This window comes from Haliscomenobacter sp. (assembly GCF_041740695.1).
GTDB lineage: Bacteria > Bacteroidota > Bacteroidia > Chitinophagales > Saprospiraceae > Haliscomenobacter.
This window is the reverse complement of record NZ_JBGSLK010000033.1, coordinates 18,959-35,116: the sequence shown is the minus strand read 5'-3', so window position 1 is coordinate 35,116 and position 16,158 is coordinate 18,959. Positions and strand designations below refer to the sequence as shown.

Here is a 16,158-nt window from a genome sequence, read left to right as displayed (position 1 = left end):
CCTAAAACCGATTGCCATGATAAACCTAAAGCTCATTTCCAAAAGCCTTACCCTCGCTCTATTGGTATGCTACTCATTCAGCTATTCCACTGCCCTCAAAGCACAAACCTATTCTTTCAACTGGCAAGAGCTGCAACTGATCTGGCCAGTCCGCTTTGACCCAAGTGTCCTGCCCATTTATGCCAACAGCAATCCCTACCTCTACCCGCTGCGGTATACCGTGCTCAAATCCGATGACACCGACTACCGAGGAGGCACCGGAGGGCACAATGGCATCGACATTGGCTTGAATTCCTTTCGACCAACCGACAATAACGGAGCAAAAATTTATGCTGCCGCCAAAGGAGTTTTGGTAGCCTACCGCGACGGCATACCCGACCGCACCACGGGTGGCATCCCCTGGGATAAAATCATCCCTGCCGATAAAGTGAGTGTAACCAACCTCGCCGCTACCCACACGGGCTTCAACATCCAAAACACCCCGGATGGCAGTGGCAATGTCGTTTATTTGCAACACGACAATGGGTTTGTGACTCAATACGCACACATGAAACAAGGCCTGGCCGTCTTGGAAAAATACAAATTGGGCGATGTCATTCCCGAAGGAGCCTTACTCGGGGTGATGGCGAGCTCAGGAGCTTCTAGCGGGTCGCATCTCCATTTTGGGGTTTATTCAGGGCCTCAATCTACCAAAGCCGGCCTGAGCATCCCCAGCAGCAACCGCGTTTTTAAGGGGTATTTGGCTACACCCTGGGGTTATTTTGTCTGTCCCTTTTATGAAGAAACCGTACAGGGCAAAGTCAAAAACATGTGGAAAGGGCCTTATCCCGAAGTGTACAAACCCCTGGAAAATGGGAACCTGGAGATCATTGATCTGGCGCTGGCTGCCACTCCTTTTAACTCAACCACTCCACCACCCAACGTCAGTGCGGTGCCCCAGGGATATCCGCTTTACCTTGCGCCCTATATTGCAGGTGCAAAGGGTTCCTATACCATTCAGATCAAATCGAATGCGGAGACCATCAGTTTTGGCAATGGTTCGGATACCTTAAAAACGGGCGTCGTGTTGAATCCCGGCCAAATCTTGAGTTCCAACAATGGCAATTTTTACGCCCGCCTCCAACCCAATGGCCAATTGGGCGTATGGGATCGGGGCAGTGCCAACCCACGTTGGACGAGCACTCCGCCTAAATCGACCATCCCTAATGCTCAATACTACCTGCGTTTGAATGCAACGGGCACCTTGTGCGTGTACGTGAAACGCCCAGTCCAGGATTCGGTGATTTGGTGCAGCGACATGACTCAGGGGACGGGGAGCTTTTATGCTGTACTCCAATCGGATGGCAATTTTTGCGTATACAAAAACCCACGCGAGTACCGCTGGTGCGCCTTTTCGAATTCCAACGACCGGGCTTTGACCTCCAACATCACCCAATTGAAGGACCTCCCGGCGGGTGAATACACTTTGAGTGTTTTTCGGCAGGTACCTGGTGATGTTGCGCCAGTGCTGCGCGCGCAATCCAATTTCAGTATTTTTCAAGGTGCCAAGTTGGAAAAATCAACCTTACAAGCCAGTTCTGATAATGTAGTGGCCGGCCAATTGACGGCGGGAGATTTTTATAGTGCTTCGAATACAGTGGATAAACAAACCCAATTCACCGTTTATTTGCCTAAACCAGCTCCACCACGACCACTACCCCAGTTTGCCATTCTCTCGGTGCCAATAACAGGCATCACGGGCCTCAACCCTTTTGAGGGCCAATGGGGCGCCAGTATGCAATTAAAAGCCAGTGTCAATGGCAAACCGATTGCGGCTTTTAGTCCGGTAATGGCAGTCAATGGTGTAGCCAAGGCGGTCATTTTCAACCCATCTGAACTGTTCAATCCCGGGACTTACGGCCTGGCTGCCTGGCCAGTCAATGGTTTACCGATTACCATTTCCTTTGAGGTGCCCCACAATTACAACAAACAAAGCGACTACCTGAGTTTTGGGGCGGTCACGTTCGAATATTATTATCAGGCGACTACGACTAGCCTGCGCGACTTGGATCAGACCTTGATTCAGAATGTCCAACTTTTCCCTAATCCAGCGGCTGAAACGGTGCAAGTAGCTTTTTCGCTGGCTGAGTCTACGGATGTTCAAGTGGAGGTTTACGACCTGTTGGGACGTTTGCAAACACCGGGCTTGAAGCAAAAGATGGCGGCGGGCAAACAACAAATTCCGCTGAATGTGCAGCCATTGCCTGTAGGGATTTATTGGGTACAGCTGCGGGCAGGCGGAAGTAAGGTGGTGCAAAAACTGGTGCTGGAGCGATAGATTCATCGTTTAAGCGTTCAGGGAGTCCCGATGGGTAACTTGTTTTGGCCCAAAAATTCTGATTTCTTTTACCTTTGCGCCCGAAACAAAAAAACACATGCAACTCATCGATACCCACGCCCACCTCTACGCCGAAGAATTCAATGACGATCGTGTGGAAATGATTCAACGTGCATTGGAGGCTAGCGTCACCCGGATGTATTTGCCCAATATCGACAGCACTTCGATTGAAGGCATGCTGGCCCTGGAAGCGCAATATCCCGGACAATGCCTGGCCATGATGGGCCTGCACCCTTGTTACGTAAAAGAAAATTACCAGGAGGAATTGGCATTGGTCAAATCCTGGTTGGAAAAACGCAGCTTCCCGGCCATTGGCGAGATTGGCATCGACTTGTACTGGGACAAAACCCATGTCAAAGAACAAGAAGAGGCTTTTTTGACCCAGGTGGAATGGGCCAAACAATACGACTTACCCATCGTGATCCACTCTCGCGAGTCGATGGATTTGATTTTGGAACTCCTGCAACCCCTGCGCCATCCACGCCTGCGGGGCATTTTCCACTGTTTTTCAGGTTCAGTTCAGCAAGCGGAAGCGGCCATCGACCTGGGTTTTCTGCTGGGCATCGGCGGCGTTTTGACTTTTAAAAAATCGGGTCTGGATGCGGTATTGAGCGAAATTGAGCTCCGACACCTGGTTTTGGAGACCGACGCGCCCTACCTCGCTCCCACTCCCTTCCGAGGCAAACGCAACGAAAGCAGTTACGTATTGAAGGTAGCGGAAAAACTGGCTGAGGTCAAAGGCATGAGCACAAGCGAAGTAGCGACCATCACCACCCAAAACGCCTTGCAGGTTTTTGGAACTTTATAAAAAATTTAGCGTTTTTGTTGGCAGTAAGCGGGGAAGGTCGTAAATTCGCCGCACTTTAGCTATAAGCACATACAGAGAGGTGCTCGAGTGGTTTAAGAGGTACGCCTGGAAAGCGTATATACCGCAAGGTATCGAGAGTTCGAATCTCTTCCTCTCTGCGAGAAATTTCACAAAAGCTTTACAAGTCGTCGATTTGTAAAGCTTTTTTATTTTGATGAATTAGAAATAGTTTACCTACAACAATTAAACGCCCATTGAAATGGATAAAGACCTCACCCTTCATCAAATAAACCACCTGCAAAAAGTTGAAAAAAACCTTAATTCAAGAAGCGCTGATGTACTCAAAAAGTTAGATCAATTGGAAGAAATCCTGTTCAAAGGGATTACCCCCGATGATCTGGTCACCGTAAGCGATTTCTCATCCATTGAATTATTACACGGCATAGATAGTTATGATCTTATCTGCGAAATGTTGCGTCTTCATCAGGATTACAAAGAAGACAATTGGAGTTTTTTGCAGCTACTCGATGGATGGCATGAGGATCTGCTAAAAACGGGTTTTGACCTGCAATCAAATGCTGAAAAATCCAGGTTGTATTCCTGGGTAAGAGAGTCCATGATTTGGACCAAACAGGAAGAAATTTTCTTTGTGTGGTTAACTACATTGTGGCAGCAAAAAGAATTGTACAAATATCCCATCAACGCCTATACTATTCAAAACAATAGTGTAGAGATGTTTGATTTGAACAGGATTGCCTGGCTTGAGCACTTGCCTGAAGCAGAATCATTCAATGAGACACCTGTGTACTCGCATCCCTACACCAGACCTTTGTCCCGGTTTGAGATCGCACAAAGAATACGTTTAAAGCACGCTCCACCCTTTAAATCCTACGCCAGACTATTCAAAAAGTCAAATTCGCCCATCCTTGTACATTGTTCCTATTACACGGCGTACAAAGTTTTCACCCTCAATGGAGATGGGGAAATGTTAAATCTTATCGATCAAGGTCAATATGAGAATTGGCCAGAAACGCTCAAAGCAATTCACCAATTCAGTACACAGCAATTATTGGAAGGCTACGAAGAAATAGAAGCAGATCGTGAAATAGCTTTTGATAAAAACGCCTTGGATTTTGATATACTGGAATTTAAGTCTTGCAATTGGGTAACTGACCCAGAAGTTGACGCGATAATAGGCTATTGCAATCATTTAGTTTCACCGCAATTCAGAAGTTTCCTAAAACGCTTTTACAAAGTAGCTTTAGTCAAAAAAAAATATGCCTTTCCAGTCAGCGACAATGCGTATAAAAAGCTGAATAACTTCCTCTATCCTGATCAAGTTGGTCCAATCGCCAAGCTAAATGGGGTTGAATATTTAAAAATCGCCCAAACCAGTGATTCCCTAATGGTCGTATCAGACCATTTGGGCAAAATTTACCTGACGCAAAGAAATAACAAGGTGCTTTTCCTCTTTGAGGACTTCAGCGATTTTATTCATTCAATTTTTGAATATGATTTCATCGAAGAAGAAGAGGTAGATCGTGCTGAAAACGGTGATGTAGATTTTTTTAGAAACTACCTTAAAAACAACTACGTCGACAATAAATTTGGATTTGAAAAAACCTTATTGAATCTGGCCCTTGAACATCCTCAGTTGGTTGAATTTTTACTTGAGCAGAGAGCAAATCCCAATAAGCTTAGGATGCCTTTCGCCGAAGGTATTGAAGAAAGTATCCATTTGCTTAAAAGATATGGTTATGATCCTTCCCTTTGGGTGAATTCCAGGGGAGAACGGTTTGAGTCCCTCTTCAACCGGTGGCCATACCGAGATGTATTTAGTGATGTAAAACCCGTCAATTACCGCCATGCTATAAACATCCCCATCCGCAAAAGGCATTTTTTAGATCATTTAAAGCTCAAAAAAATTGAGCGCTTTTATGGAAACAAGATCCCATCCGAAGTGAAGACCTTCATTTTGAACCATGCGGGGGTTGAGCTCAAAGGCCTTTGGCTTAAAATGGACATCAACAGCGGCTGTTATCTAAAAATGGAGCGGGTATTAGGTTTAGACGAAATCCCTAATTTCATTAGCTTGCACAAATCGAGAAACAAAGCCAACGGATTTGGCAAAGCGAACAGTTGTCTGCCGATTGCAAAAACAGTCTCTTACGAAACAATTTATCTTGAAGAAAAAAATGGAAATCCATACTTGGGAATTGACAATCAATATGAAATAATAAACTTTCTTTCTACTCGTGTAATATCCACAAAAGGAGATTTGATTGAAAGGCTATTCGATTCTTTTTATCACGAGGAGCAGCTTTTTGTTTTTGAGGCAAAGGCGATTTTGAATAACGATGTAACCTATATCTCCACCCTATTGCAAAAAAACTGGAATCCCAATCACCCCTTACATCCCTACGGTACCCCTTTAGGATTAGCCATGTACTTGAATAATTTTGAAATGGTTGATTTACTCCTAGACGGCGGGGCAGAAATTGCATCCGTAATCAATGACACGGATTATTTGTATGGAGCTAAAAAACCTTTGGATGCCGCTATGACCATGTGTTCGTTGGAAATGGTTAAACATCTCCTGTCAAAAGGAGTTTTAAATTTTGATTCCACGGAGGATTATTATGAAAACGCCTTGAAACTCATTGAAAGAGGCAGCAGGACGCATTTACAAGAAGTTTTACCAGTGCTAAAATTGGCAGCATTGTAGGACTACCTTTAACTAATCTGATTTCTCAATGTTGAAAAAATTGAGTACTTAACAGAGTCTGCGATGCCGCTGACTATTGCAGCAAGGAGAGCAGAGGTAAGGAAGGTTGATTTTTCTGTATCGCCCCCCCTAACGTCGCCATTTGGTCAACTTCGCACAATCCACCTCAGCAGGTAACCTGCTTTTCAGGATTTGAATTATATTGCCCACCATTCCGTTCATTTACCCTTCAAATTCATGCGCACAACTACTCTTTTTTTGATCCTTGCTGTATTGGCAATCCGATCTTTTGGGCAAAGTATACCCTCGCCTAAAGAGCACTTCGGATTCAACATCGGCGACAATTACCGGCTCGCCAACTACACCCAAACCGAAGCCTATTTCAAAAAGATTGCTGCCACCTCCGACCGGGCAAAGCTGGTGGACATTGGCAAAACTGAAGAAGGCCGCACTCAGTACATGATGATCGTCTCTTCACCAGAGAACATCAAAAACCTGGAAAAGTACAAAAGCATCGCTCAAAAACTGGCCAGAGCAGAAAACCTTAGCCCTGCGGAAGCCAAACGCCTGGCCGATGAAGGAAAAGCTGTAGTCTGGATTGACGGCGGTTTGCATGCCACCGAGACGGTAGGTACCCATCAATTGATCGAGTCCATTTGGCAAACCGTAAGCAGAAAAGACCCTGAAACCCTGCGCCTGCTGGACAAGGTGATCATTCTTTTTGTGCATGCCAATCCCGACGGGCAGGAGTTGGTGTCCAACTGGTACATGCGCGAGCCGGATACCTTAAAAAGATCCCTGTCGCAATTGCCCAGATTGTATGAAAAATACATCGGGCACGACAACAACCGCGATTTTTTTATGAACAACATGAGTGAGTCAAAAAACATCAGCCGCCAGTTGTATGTCGAATGGCTCCCGCAGATCTTGTACAATCACCACCAGACTGGCCCTCCTGGATCAGTTGTAGCAGGGCCGCCTTATCGTGATCCTTTTAATTATGTGTACGATCCAATCGTGGTGACCAGCCTTGACGCAGTAGGTGCCGCCATGATCAATCGTTTGAATGCCGAAGGAAAGCCCGGTTATACCCAACGCAACGGCTCGGTTTTTTCCACCTGGTGGAACGGGGGCTTGCGCACCACCGCTTATTTTCACAACATCGTTGGCATCTTGACCGAAATCATCGGTAGCCCCACTCCGGCAAGTGTACCTTTGGTACCCGAGCGGCTTTTACCGAACGCCGCCACCCCATTTCCGGTTACGCCGCAAAAATGGTTGTACAAGCAGTCTATCGATTATTCCGTATCGCTGAATTATGCAGTACTGGATCATGCCGCCCGCAACAGCGAACATTTGTTGTACAACATTTACCTCATGGGGAAAAACTCCATTGAGAAGGGGAACCATGACAACTGGACACTTTCACCCAGCCTTATTGATTCGGTCAAAAATGCTGCCAAAAAAGAACCTGCTCGTAGCAACACCGCTGGCGCAGCAAATGAGGAAAACCAGGGGTTTGGGGGCAGACCAACTACACCAGTAAAGTATTATGATTTGGTGTTCAAAGACTCCACGCTGCGGGATGCCCGAGGCTATATCCTTCCCTCCAATCAGCCCGATTTTGCCGTGGCGGTAAAATTCCTGAATGCCTTGATCGAGTCGGGGATAAAAGTGCACCGGGCCACTGCTGATTTTATAGTGGAAGGGAAAAAATACCCTGCTGGTTCTTATGTGGTTTTGACCAACCAGGCTTTTCGCCCGCATGTGCTGGATATGTTTGAACCACAAGACCACCCCAATGACTTTTTGTATCCAGGTGGTCCGCCCGTTCGCCCGTATGATGCAGCAGGATGGACGCCCGCTTTCACCATGGGTTTCCAGTTCGACCGCATCCTGAATGGGTTTAGTGGGCCCTTTGAGGCGGTTCCTTATGGTGTGATCCAAGCGCCAAAAGGAACTTTGCAAAAAGCAAGCGCCGTAGCCGGGTACATCCTGGATGCTCGTTCCAACAATTCCTTTATCGCCGTAAATGATCTTTTGCAAGCGGGCGTCACGGTATTTCGCATTACGAACGCCAGCAACGACAACATCCCCCAGGGTTCGTTCTTTGTTCCGGCCACAAACAAGCCAGAAGCAAGGTTAGAAAAGGCTGCTGCCGATCTGAATTTGCAGATCAATGCGGTTGCCAAACAACCGACTGGTTTGGAAAAAGTTGCCCCCCTGCGCATTGCGTTGTGGGACGTATATGGTGGTTCCATGCCCTCGGGCTGGGTGCGCTGGCTGATGGAGCAATACCATTTCCCCTTCAAGCGCATTTTTGCCCAGGAAATTGATGCAGGCAACCTGAAGCAGAAATACGATGTGATTGTGTTCGTGGGTGGAGCAATCCCTGCTACCGTTTCCAAAAGCACCCAACGAGATACCATTCCGGCCAACATTCCGGCAGAGTTCCGGGATCACTATGGCAGAATCACGGCAGATAAATCCATCCCAGCACTCAAGGCATTTTTGGAGGCAGGTGGCAATATCGTTACCATTGGGAGCAGCACCAGTCTGGCGTACCATTTGAAATTGCCAGTGCGCAATGCCTTGGTTGAAATGGCAGATGGGAAAGAACGGACTTTGCCCGGCGAAAAATTTTATATCCCGGGCAGCGTAATGCAGGTAAAAATAGATGCAGCGCAACCAGCAGCCTGGGGTGTAGGTACTGATGCAGATGTGTTCTTTCAAAGCAGTCCGGTATTCCACGTTTCACCGGAGGCGCTTTCAAAAGGTATGGTGACGCCTATTGCGTGGTTTGATTCTGCTAAAACATTGCGCAGTGGTTGGGCCTGGGGCCAGGGCTATTTGCGCAATGGTGTGGCCGCTTTTGTGGCGAAGGTAGGTACAGGAAAATTATACGCTTTTGGTCCTGAAATTACGTTCAGGGCGCAAACACAGAAGACGTTTAAGTTTTTGTTCAATGAGTTGTATCAGGGGGTGAAGAATTGAAGGGGGAAGAAGCCGATCCGCAGCGTTGTGGATCGGCTTTTTTGTTTTGCGAATTGTGTGCTCATAGAGCCACCACTTACACTCAATTGAGCTGAAAAGCCCCAATAAAGCCAAGCCTCTCGTCTTTCAAGACATATATTTTACTACCAGACGAAAACTCTGCTTCAGACTCTTCGTCTGGTTCCTCAGTAATTGTACAAATCAGCGGTTGTAGGTTTTCGACCTTAGCTTGCAATGGCTCAAATTCAAAAAGCCATTCTCCGCCTGGAAAGGTTCTGACGTAAACTTTTATTTGCTCTCCTACTTTCATGGTTCAATCTTTATGGTTAATAAAGAAATGTGTTGGGTGCAATTTGTCCTATTTCACATGTCAACGGATCTAGTACGATATAGTTCCCCTACCGCCCCCCGATCTGCGACACAATCGTCCCATCCTCTATCAAATCATCCTCCGCCAGCAAAAATGCCTTGGACAAAATAATCGACAGCCCCGTATCCCCCTCAAAAGGCAAAAAAACATTCGGCGCAAGGGCTGGTTTGGTGCGATCTGGCACAATGCACAAGTACTGATCGTTGGGTTCCATCAGGATATTGGTGCTGCCAATGTGGATTTTGTAGGTCCGCAACTTGCCTTTGACCACCAAAAAACGATCTTTAATTTCCGCTACTTTATTGATTTTTAAACGCGGAACTAGTTGCGTCAAAATCTCCTTGCGGGTTTTGGCCAGCTCCGACAGGTTACCAAAGGAGTACGACTGCCAATAATCCCGGTATGCGGGTATGCCTCCCGAATCGCTCCAGGTAGGGTCGTTGCCTACACTGGCTACACCCACAAACAGGTCAACATCGCGCATGACTTCCGAAAAAATGATGGTTGGCACATCAATTAAATTGCAGGGTTGATCATTGCCCATTTTTACAAAACGCACCTGATCGGTGGCCACATAATGCCAAATCCCCGCGTCGTTGAACGCCTGATCGGCATTGATTTCGTTGACCCAAAATTCGGCACGCAGACCATACTCGGGCAAGTCCAGACTGGCCGCTTCGTTGTATCGCCCATCGTCGTAAGCACCCATAAGGGCATATTTCCAACCCCGGCTTTTGGCCAGGGAACTGAATTGATGTTGTTTGAGCACGTGCGCGGCCATGCGGTTGCTGTACACGCGGGTATTGACTTCGGCCTCGGTAAGCAGATAAACCTCCCGGAAGGCTTGTTTGAAAGGCTGCTGAATTTGTCGGGTTTGTAAAAAATTGCGCCAGGCTTGAATGGTAACTAGGCTTTCGCCTACGGGGTGCCAAAGTGAAACGGTACAGGTTTCATCGGGGATAAAGGTTTCCGCTTTTTCATTCGTCCATTGGCCGTCTCGGAAAATCCCGATTTGGGTAACTCCTTCTTGCTCAAAACGCCAAATGATTGGCTCGTACAGGTACGACAACAGTCCCTGGGTGAACAACATGGTGTGAAAATACCCCCATTTGAGCTGGCGATTCACCCGCAGCATTCGATCCAGGCGATCTTTTTGGGTGATCAGGGTTTGTTCAATTTCTTTGGCTTCGTTGCGCAGGTCTTTTAATTCCGTCGCAAACTGCGTTTTTACACTGGCGGGGATGGATTTTTGCGGGCTACCATCCGGTTTGTACCACTGGGTTTCGGTTTTGCCTATGCCCGTGATGCGGAGTACAACTTTGAATTCGCCGAATTGCAGTTCCTTTTGCCCATTTTGCAGCTCGTAGTCTGGCACGGCCAGGTCTTCAATTTCGTGTTTGGGGACTTTTTTTTCAGCGGCGGCATCATCGAGGTATTTTTCGAAGAGTTTTTGGGTTGAATTTTGTTTGATCCTGAATTTCAGGCCAGACAATTGACCAACGCCGTAAAGCCCAGCGGATTTGTACAAGGTATACAAACAAGCATTGCCCATTGCAGCCGCGGCTGGACCTTGCCCAGGGATTTTGCGGTAGCTGCGCTCAGCGAGGCGGGAGAGCAATTGCAAGGTATTTTTGTCTTCTAAGTAGCTGGCCATCCAAATGAAACCTTTGATCTCATCTATGGTCACGGAATCCAAGAAATGATAGGTGGTATAGGTATAAGTATGCGTGATGTAATTGTTGACGTGCTCTTCTTTGCGCTCCTTCAAATTCCCTAAAAACAAGAACCAATCATTCAGCATGTTTTTAAAAGCAGGAAAACCCAAGGCTTCAATCAGAGCTTTTGCTGTGGCAAGATATTTTTGGGTGGGTTTGCCTCCAGAGGCTTTTTGGGCATGGGCAATTATTGGATACCACAGCTCCCGATGCTGCAGATCTAGACCTTCAATTTTGCCATTGGCGTATTTCGCAAACTCGTCGGAACCCAAAAAGCGGGTAGGCATTACATTGGGTTTGGCACTTTCACCAGTTTGCAGTAGCACCTCCAGTTTGCCAATCATTTTTAGCCTTTCTTTTTCCTGATAGTAGGCTTTAACACCTTCCAGGTGAGACTTGAGCGATTGCAGCGTTTTTTTGAAGTCTTCGCCTAAAACTTTGCCAGCATATTGCTTTTCAACTTGGTTCAGCATCAAACCAATTGGCCAGTTCAGCACATTGGTGTCGCTGTAGCGGCCTTTTTGCAAAAACAGCTGAATAAGACCAACGACCTCCTCCTCACTCATGAGCAATTTGGCCCTAAACAGGTGCTGCAAATAAGCCTCCTGAAAGCGAAGTTTTTGGTACTTCACATTTTTGGCATCGTATCCAGTTTTGGAGTCATAACTGCCAATGTTTTTGAGCAAAAAATGAATAAATTGAACCTTTTGAGCGTCTGGCCATTTCAGGACACCTTCTTGATAAATGCTCAGGTTATTGATTTTGATGTCCCATAAAGTGCCGTTGTTTTTTTCGTGCTCCTGGATAGATCCAAGAATCACTTCATCAAAAACCGAAGACGAACTAGCTTGCTCATTGAGATTGGCAAACAGGTTTTTAAAATGATCGAACAGCGCCATAATTTATCCTCCTACCAATGGGGTTAGTTTAACAAAATTGATACTTGTATCCGGTTTCAACTGCACTTTTTGCTCCAAATCTTCACTTTGCACATCGTCGATCAGCACGAAGTAGCCATTGTTTTGAAAAGCGTGTAGTGCAACATACACTTGCTTTTCAGCGTCGATGCGCTTTTTGTCTTTGAGTTTGTAGCCATTGAGGGTTTGTTCGGCTTCGGTGGGGATGACCAAGCCGCGAAAAAATTCCCCCTGCTTTTGGTTGTATTCCTCCACTTCCTGGTTTACCCTGGCGGTGATGATGTCTTTGACGGAGACCCATTCCGTGGCAAACTCCAGATCGATTTTATGCAATACTTTACCCGTAAAGGAAGCATCTGCTACTGAGATCAGCATGATTACTTTTTTGTTTCAAAAAAAATAATTACACAAATTTAAAACAATAAATTTATTAAAACAAGGCTTTCTAAAATTTACTTCCCCAACACCGGTACCTTACTCACCTTCACCTCAAACTTCCGCGCCACCGGCACTTCCCGCTCCTCCAAATACTCCTCCTGCCGATACGTTTTCACCAAGGCTACAGCAATGATCCGCACCCGGGCATCGATGGCTTCGATGTAATTGTCGTTGGCCATTTCAAAGGTCAGGGTGCCCTGGGTGTAGGTATTGTGGCGGGCGTAAGCGGCGGGGCCGTCACCCTGATCGAGGACTTTGGCGTCTTTGTTCATCACGCGGTACTTGATGTTGTTGCCACCACGGGGTACGGTGAAGTAGCTCACGCCATCCAGCGCCAGGGAGGCCAGGGCGCCGTAAGGGCCAGCGAGGTAGCCCAGTTTGCCTGCTGCACTCACCGCATTTTTACCCAGGGTAGCCAGGCGATTGGCTTCGCTGTATTGTTTTTCGGCCTGGTCGCCCGAACCGATCCAGTAGGCCCAGGCGATCACTTCGTAGGAGCGGTCGGTTTCGTATTTGTTGCTGGGCAAGGTGACGGGCACTTTGCTGGAGGTAGAACCCGACCAACTGGCTTTGGCGGCAATGCGTTCGGTTTTGTCAGCCAAGCTCACAATGGCAGTATCAGTGCGCGCCAAGACCCGGCGGGTTTGTTTCACCATTTGTTTTTCAAAACGGGTTTCGTTGTTTTGGTAAACGGTGTCGAATTTTTCCACCCATCTCACTGCAGTTGCAAAGGTGCGGGTCTTTTCCGTTTGGGGAATCCGTTTGATTTGGACTTTGATGGTGCGGTCTTTTTTGGTGTCGCTGCGGAAGCGGAAGCGGTATACAGCCGCTCTGGACACTTCGAGGGTCTTTTCTTTGACCGCAGCTGTGTTCACTTCTCTGAACTTGACATTGCTGGGAAACTCGGTGATTTCAACCTCCGCCAGTGTGGCACCCACATTTTCACTGAAGCTAAAGACAATTTTATCGCCTGCTGCGAAGCCGTAAAACAGTTCCTGTTCTTCTTTGTTGGAGAATTGCAAGCTGAGGTCGCATACTTCGACGGGTTTGGGGCTCGCCGTCTTGTTTTGGGCATTCAAGTGGAAAGAGCAGCAAAGGAGCAGAAGGAAAAATAGGTTTTTCATAGGAGTACCAGATTCAGAATGATCGTTTTTATGTTTTTGGAAACGAGTTGTCACGGGTTTTTAATTTTACTAAAGCGACATTTTTTTATCACAAAGGAAAATAAAGAGGACACGGAGGACACAAAGTTAGATGTTGACAAGTGTAACTTGTAAGCTAAAGCTCTGTCAACGTCTAGCTTTGTGTCCTCTGTGCCCCCTTTGTGCTTTCTTTGTGACAATCAAAATGTCGCTTTGGTCAATTCATACCTTAGTGATCCAACCTTAGACAACTACGCCCTTGGCACTTCTTTTTGCAAAAAGACCTTCCCAGGGATACAAGGCCCAAACACCGACTGCCCGTCCCACATCCCTTCGAGGTACCAAGTGGTGTCTTTTTTCTTCAGGGTGAGGGTTCCCCATTTTAGGCACCAGGCCATTTCTTCGAGTTTGGTGTACTGGACGATACGGTTTTCTTTAAATACAACGGTGTTGCCCTTTACTTCACCCGTAAAGGCCATTTCGGCGTGGACTTTTTCTACACTGACGTAAGTTGTACCCGTGATTTTATTGCCTTTTTGCAGGATGTGTATTTCGCAGTAGTATTTTTGGCGAAATCCGCCTTCCTGTTGGGTCAATACCCCGACCCATTTGCCATTCAATTCGTTGTTTTGAGCGGATAAAGCTAGGCTAAAACTCAAAAAGGCCAGTAGTACTAAATTTTTCATGTCCTCGGTTTGGCATTCAATTTAAATTTATTCTTCCTCACTTGCATCATGCGGATGATGAAAAAAACTGAAAATGGTCTTGCCGTAGTGTCTTTCCTGCAAATAATTGGGATGATTTTTATACGTATGGTGCGGATTGTGCTCCATCACGAACCAACCTTCGGGCCGCAGTAGCTTGTATTTGAACACCAGATCGGGGATGGTATCCATGGTATCCAATGCATAAGGTGGCCCGGCAAAGATGTAGTCGTAATCCTCTCCCGAGCTCTCCATAAAGCGGAAGACATCCGACCGAATGATGCGGATGTTTTTGGTGATTTGTAGGGCTTCCGCCGTTTTTTTGACAAAATTAATGGCCGCCTGAAACTTGTCTACGTAAGTTGCATCGGTACAACCCCGCGAAATGAACTCGTAGCAATGGCTGCCCGTTCCCCCAAACAAGTCCAGCACTTTGGTCTCCTCAAAATCAATGTTGTTGTTGAGAATATTGAACAGGCCCTCTTTGGCGTAATCAGTAGTCGGGCGGGTCGGCCAGTTGTCGGCAGGTGGATCAAAACGCCGCCCTTTAAATTTTCCTCCAATAATCCGCATGGTGATTGATTGTGAGCATGTTTAAAAAAAATTAAACAAGCTCTATATTCCAGCTACCAAATCCAGGTATAGGTGTTCCGGGATGGCGCTCAATTTGGTCCCAGTCCGAAATCCAGTGGGCAATTTTACATAGTGCAGCGACTTGACGTAACGTTTGATCTGGCGGTGCAACTCCGACTGTTCGCTGTAATGCCCACAGATCCACAGCGGGGTGTATTCGGTACCCAAACGAAATTGATCAAATACCAGCAATAAAAAATAGAGCGCGTCCCGTGGGGTTTGATACGTAAACGAATTGCAAAAAATCAATTGGCCCTCGTGGAAATAAAAGATAAACACCCGATTGGGCATAAAATAGGCTGCAATGTTGTGTGGCGTTTCCAATCGACTACGCAACAGGGGTGCCAGTGCGCTCACACAATGCACGTACTCTGCCTCTGGTTGAATCCCGCTGAGCCAGGTCTGGCACACTGCTGGGATCTCATACACGGCATTGACCGGATAACCCGGGATCACATCCGCATGAATCAACGCGCTGCTTTCAGGCGTGGTCAGGTGCTGCAAATAAGTGCTGCGTTCTTCGGCCCGGTACCATTGCGCAGGCACCAAGGTAAAAGTAGGTGAAACTACCGCGGCGCGTACCGCCCGGTAATTGCGGGTCAGCATTTCACGGGGAGCACTTAGTTTGCTCAAGAAAGTGGCCCAATCCAGTTGCCCTTGGGCGTTTCGATCCAAAACCTGGTACTGATACGCCTGGATCTTTAGCTGGTTGTCCACTACCGCATAGCTGAAGCTGTCCGTCCCAAAAACAATGGATAACTTGCACAGTGCCGAGATATGCGGCGAGTAGTTGTCCTCAACGATGTCGTACTTGATACTAGCCAAATGCCTGCAATTAAAGGTTTAACTATTTCCCCATTTTACATACTCCATCAAAACGGGCTCCATCTTCAATGGCTAAATTAGCCGCGATGATGTTGCCGGTAACGACTGCGGTTTTGTCCAATTGGAGTAGACCCGATACTTCTACATCGCCACTTACGAAACCCATGATCATGGCGTCGCGGGCCCGAATGCGGCCTTCTACCCTGCCCTCTTTTCCTACCACCAGTTTTTTCTCGCAGGAAAAGTCGCCAACTACCACTCCGTCGAGGCGAACGTTTTCTCCAGATTGAAAATTTCCTTCTATTTTTGTGCCTTGTGCAATCACGCAGCTACTAAAACCATCACTTGGTGTAAGGTTAGAATAGGAAATGCTTGGGCTGTCTTTTCTGACTTTGCTTGCTGCCGTAGACATAAAACAGTGTTTTAGGATTTTTTTGAAAATGACATCTTTTCAGTCAAATCCGATGTTCTTGGGAATGATTTCAAATATCGTTGGCAAATTAAGGCCAA

12 protein-coding genes and 1 tRNA gene are annotated in these 16,158 nt (G+C 46.9%); 5 read left to right on the top strand and 8 right to left on the bottom strand.

The window, feature by feature from the left end; genetic code table 11:
- The first annotated feature begins 16 nt into the window (after nucleotides 1-16).
- From ACEW9O_RS07150 to ACEW9O_RS07130, 5 genes are all read left to right on the top strand, one after another.
- Nucleotides 17-2,317, top strand: coding sequence for a T9SS type A sorting domain-containing protein (locus ACEW9O_RS07150; protein ID WP_373549453.1), 2,301 nt, complete (start codon nucleotides 17-19; stop codon nucleotides 2,315-2,317).
- Nucleotides 2,318-2,414: 97 nt separating this feature from the next.
- Nucleotides 2,415-3,185 carry a TatD family hydrolase gene (locus ACEW9O_RS07145; protein WP_373549452.1) on the top strand — a complete coding sequence of 257 codons (771 nt, stop codon included), beginning with the start codon at nucleotides 2,415-2,417 and terminating at the stop codon, nucleotides 3,183-3,185.
- Nucleotides 3,186-3,258: 73 nt separating this feature from the next.
- Nucleotides 3,259-3,343, top strand: a tRNA-Ser gene (locus ACEW9O_RS07140).
- A gap of 101 nt (nucleotides 3,344-3,444) precedes the next feature.
- Nucleotides 3,445-5,910: a hypothetical protein gene (locus ACEW9O_RS07135; protein ID WP_373549451.1), complete on the top strand. Its 2,466-nt coding sequence runs from the start codon at nucleotides 3,445-3,447 to the stop codon at nucleotides 5,908-5,910.
- Between the two features lie 237 nt (nucleotides 5,911-6,147).
- Complete coding sequence (locus ACEW9O_RS07130; RefSeq protein WP_373549450.1) at nucleotides 6,148-8,904, top strand: M14 metallopeptidase family protein; 2,757 nt, start codon at nucleotides 6,148-6,150, stop codon at nucleotides 8,902-8,904.
- 82 nt (nucleotides 8,905-8,986) lie between these two features.
- Here ACEW9O_RS07130 and ACEW9O_RS07125 read toward each other — a convergent pair whose 3' ends face one another.
- From ACEW9O_RS07125 to ACEW9O_RS07090, 8 genes are all read right to left on the bottom strand, one after another.
- On the bottom strand, nucleotides 8,987-9,214 hold the full coding sequence (locus ACEW9O_RS07125; RefSeq protein ID WP_373549449.1) for a hypothetical protein: 228 nt from the start codon (nucleotides 9,212-9,214) through the stop codon (nucleotides 8,987-8,989).
- 88 nt (nucleotides 9,215-9,302) lie between these two features.
- Nucleotides 9,303-11,888: a DUF4132 domain-containing protein gene (locus ACEW9O_RS07120; RefSeq protein WP_373549448.1), complete on the bottom strand. Its 2,586-nt coding sequence runs from the start codon at nucleotides 11,886-11,888 to the stop codon at nucleotides 9,303-9,305.
- 3 nt (nucleotides 11,889-11,891) lie between these two features.
- The gene (locus tag ACEW9O_RS07115) at nucleotides 11,892-12,281 is read right to left on the bottom strand and encodes a hypothetical protein (RefSeq protein WP_373549447.1); all 390 of its coding nucleotides are present in this window, start codon (nucleotides 12,279-12,281) and stop codon (nucleotides 11,892-11,894) included.
- Between the two features lie 77 nt (nucleotides 12,282-12,358).
- On the bottom strand, nucleotides 12,359-13,468 hold the full coding sequence (locus ACEW9O_RS07110; RefSeq protein ID WP_373549446.1) for a hypothetical protein: 1,110 nt from the start codon (nucleotides 13,466-13,468) through the stop codon (nucleotides 12,359-12,361).
- Nucleotides 13,469-13,737: 269 nt separating this feature from the next.
- The gene (locus tag ACEW9O_RS07105; RefSeq protein ID WP_373549445.1) at nucleotides 13,738-14,172 is read right to left on the bottom strand and encodes a hypothetical protein; all 435 of its coding nucleotides are present in this window, start codon (nucleotides 14,170-14,172) and stop codon (nucleotides 13,738-13,740) included.
- 27 nt (nucleotides 14,173-14,199) lie between these two features.
- Entirely contained in the window at nucleotides 14,200-14,763 is a 564-nt protein-coding gene (locus ACEW9O_RS07100) for an RsmD family RNA methyltransferase (RefSeq protein ID WP_373549444.1), read from the bottom strand.
- A gap of 42 nt (nucleotides 14,764-14,805) precedes the next feature.
- Nucleotides 14,806-15,648, bottom strand: a complete 843-nt coding sequence (locus ACEW9O_RS07095; protein ID WP_373549443.1) for a DUF3822 family protein — start codon at nucleotides 15,646-15,648, stop codon at nucleotides 14,806-14,808.
- A 22-nt stretch (nucleotides 15,649-15,670) separates the two neighbouring features.
- A complete protein-coding gene (locus ACEW9O_RS07090; protein WP_373549442.1) occupies nucleotides 15,671-16,060 on the bottom strand; it encodes a polymer-forming cytoskeletal protein in 390 nt (129 codons plus the stop codon).
- Nucleotides 16,061-16,158: the final 98 nt, after the last annotated feature.

Coding starts and splice junctions, on each gene's coding strand:
- ACEW9O_RS07150 (WP_373549453.1), top strand. CDS start 17: ATGATAAACCTAAAGCTCATTTCCAAAAGCCTTACCCTCGCTCTATTG.
- ACEW9O_RS07145 (WP_373549452.1), top strand. CDS start 2,415: ATGCAACTCATCGATACCCACGCCCACCTCTACGCCGAAGAATTCAAT.
- ACEW9O_RS07135 (WP_373549451.1), top strand. CDS start 3,445: ATGGATAAAGACCTCACCCTTCATCAAATAAACCACCTGCAAAAAGTT.
- ACEW9O_RS07130 (WP_373549450.1), top strand. CDS start 6,148: ATGCGCACAACTACTCTTTTTTTGATCCTTGCTGTATTGGCAATCCGA.
- ACEW9O_RS07125 (WP_373549449.1), bottom strand. CDS start 9,214: ATGAAAGTAGGAGAGCAAATAAAAGTTTACGTCAGAACCTTTCCAGGC.
- ACEW9O_RS07120 (WP_373549448.1), bottom strand. CDS start 11,888: ATGGCGCTGTTCGATCATTTTAAAAACCTGTTTGCCAATCTCAATGAG.
- ACEW9O_RS07115 (WP_373549447.1), bottom strand. CDS start 12,281: ATGCTGATCTCAGTAGCAGATGCTTCCTTTACGGGTAAAGTATTGCAT.
- ACEW9O_RS07110 (WP_373549446.1), bottom strand. CDS start 13,468: ATGAAAAACCTATTTTTCCTTCTGCTCCTTTGCTGCTCTTTCCACTTG.
- ACEW9O_RS07105 (WP_373549445.1), bottom strand. CDS start 14,172: ATGAAAAATTTAGTACTACTGGCCTTTTTGAGTTTTAGCCTAGCTTTA.
- ACEW9O_RS07100 (WP_373549444.1), bottom strand. CDS start 14,763: ATGCGGATTATTGGAGGAAAATTTAAAGGGCGGCGTTTTGATCCACCT.
- ACEW9O_RS07090 (WP_373549442.1), bottom strand. CDS start 16,060: ATGTCTACGGCAGCAAGCAAAGTCAGAAAAGACAGCCCAAGCATTTCC.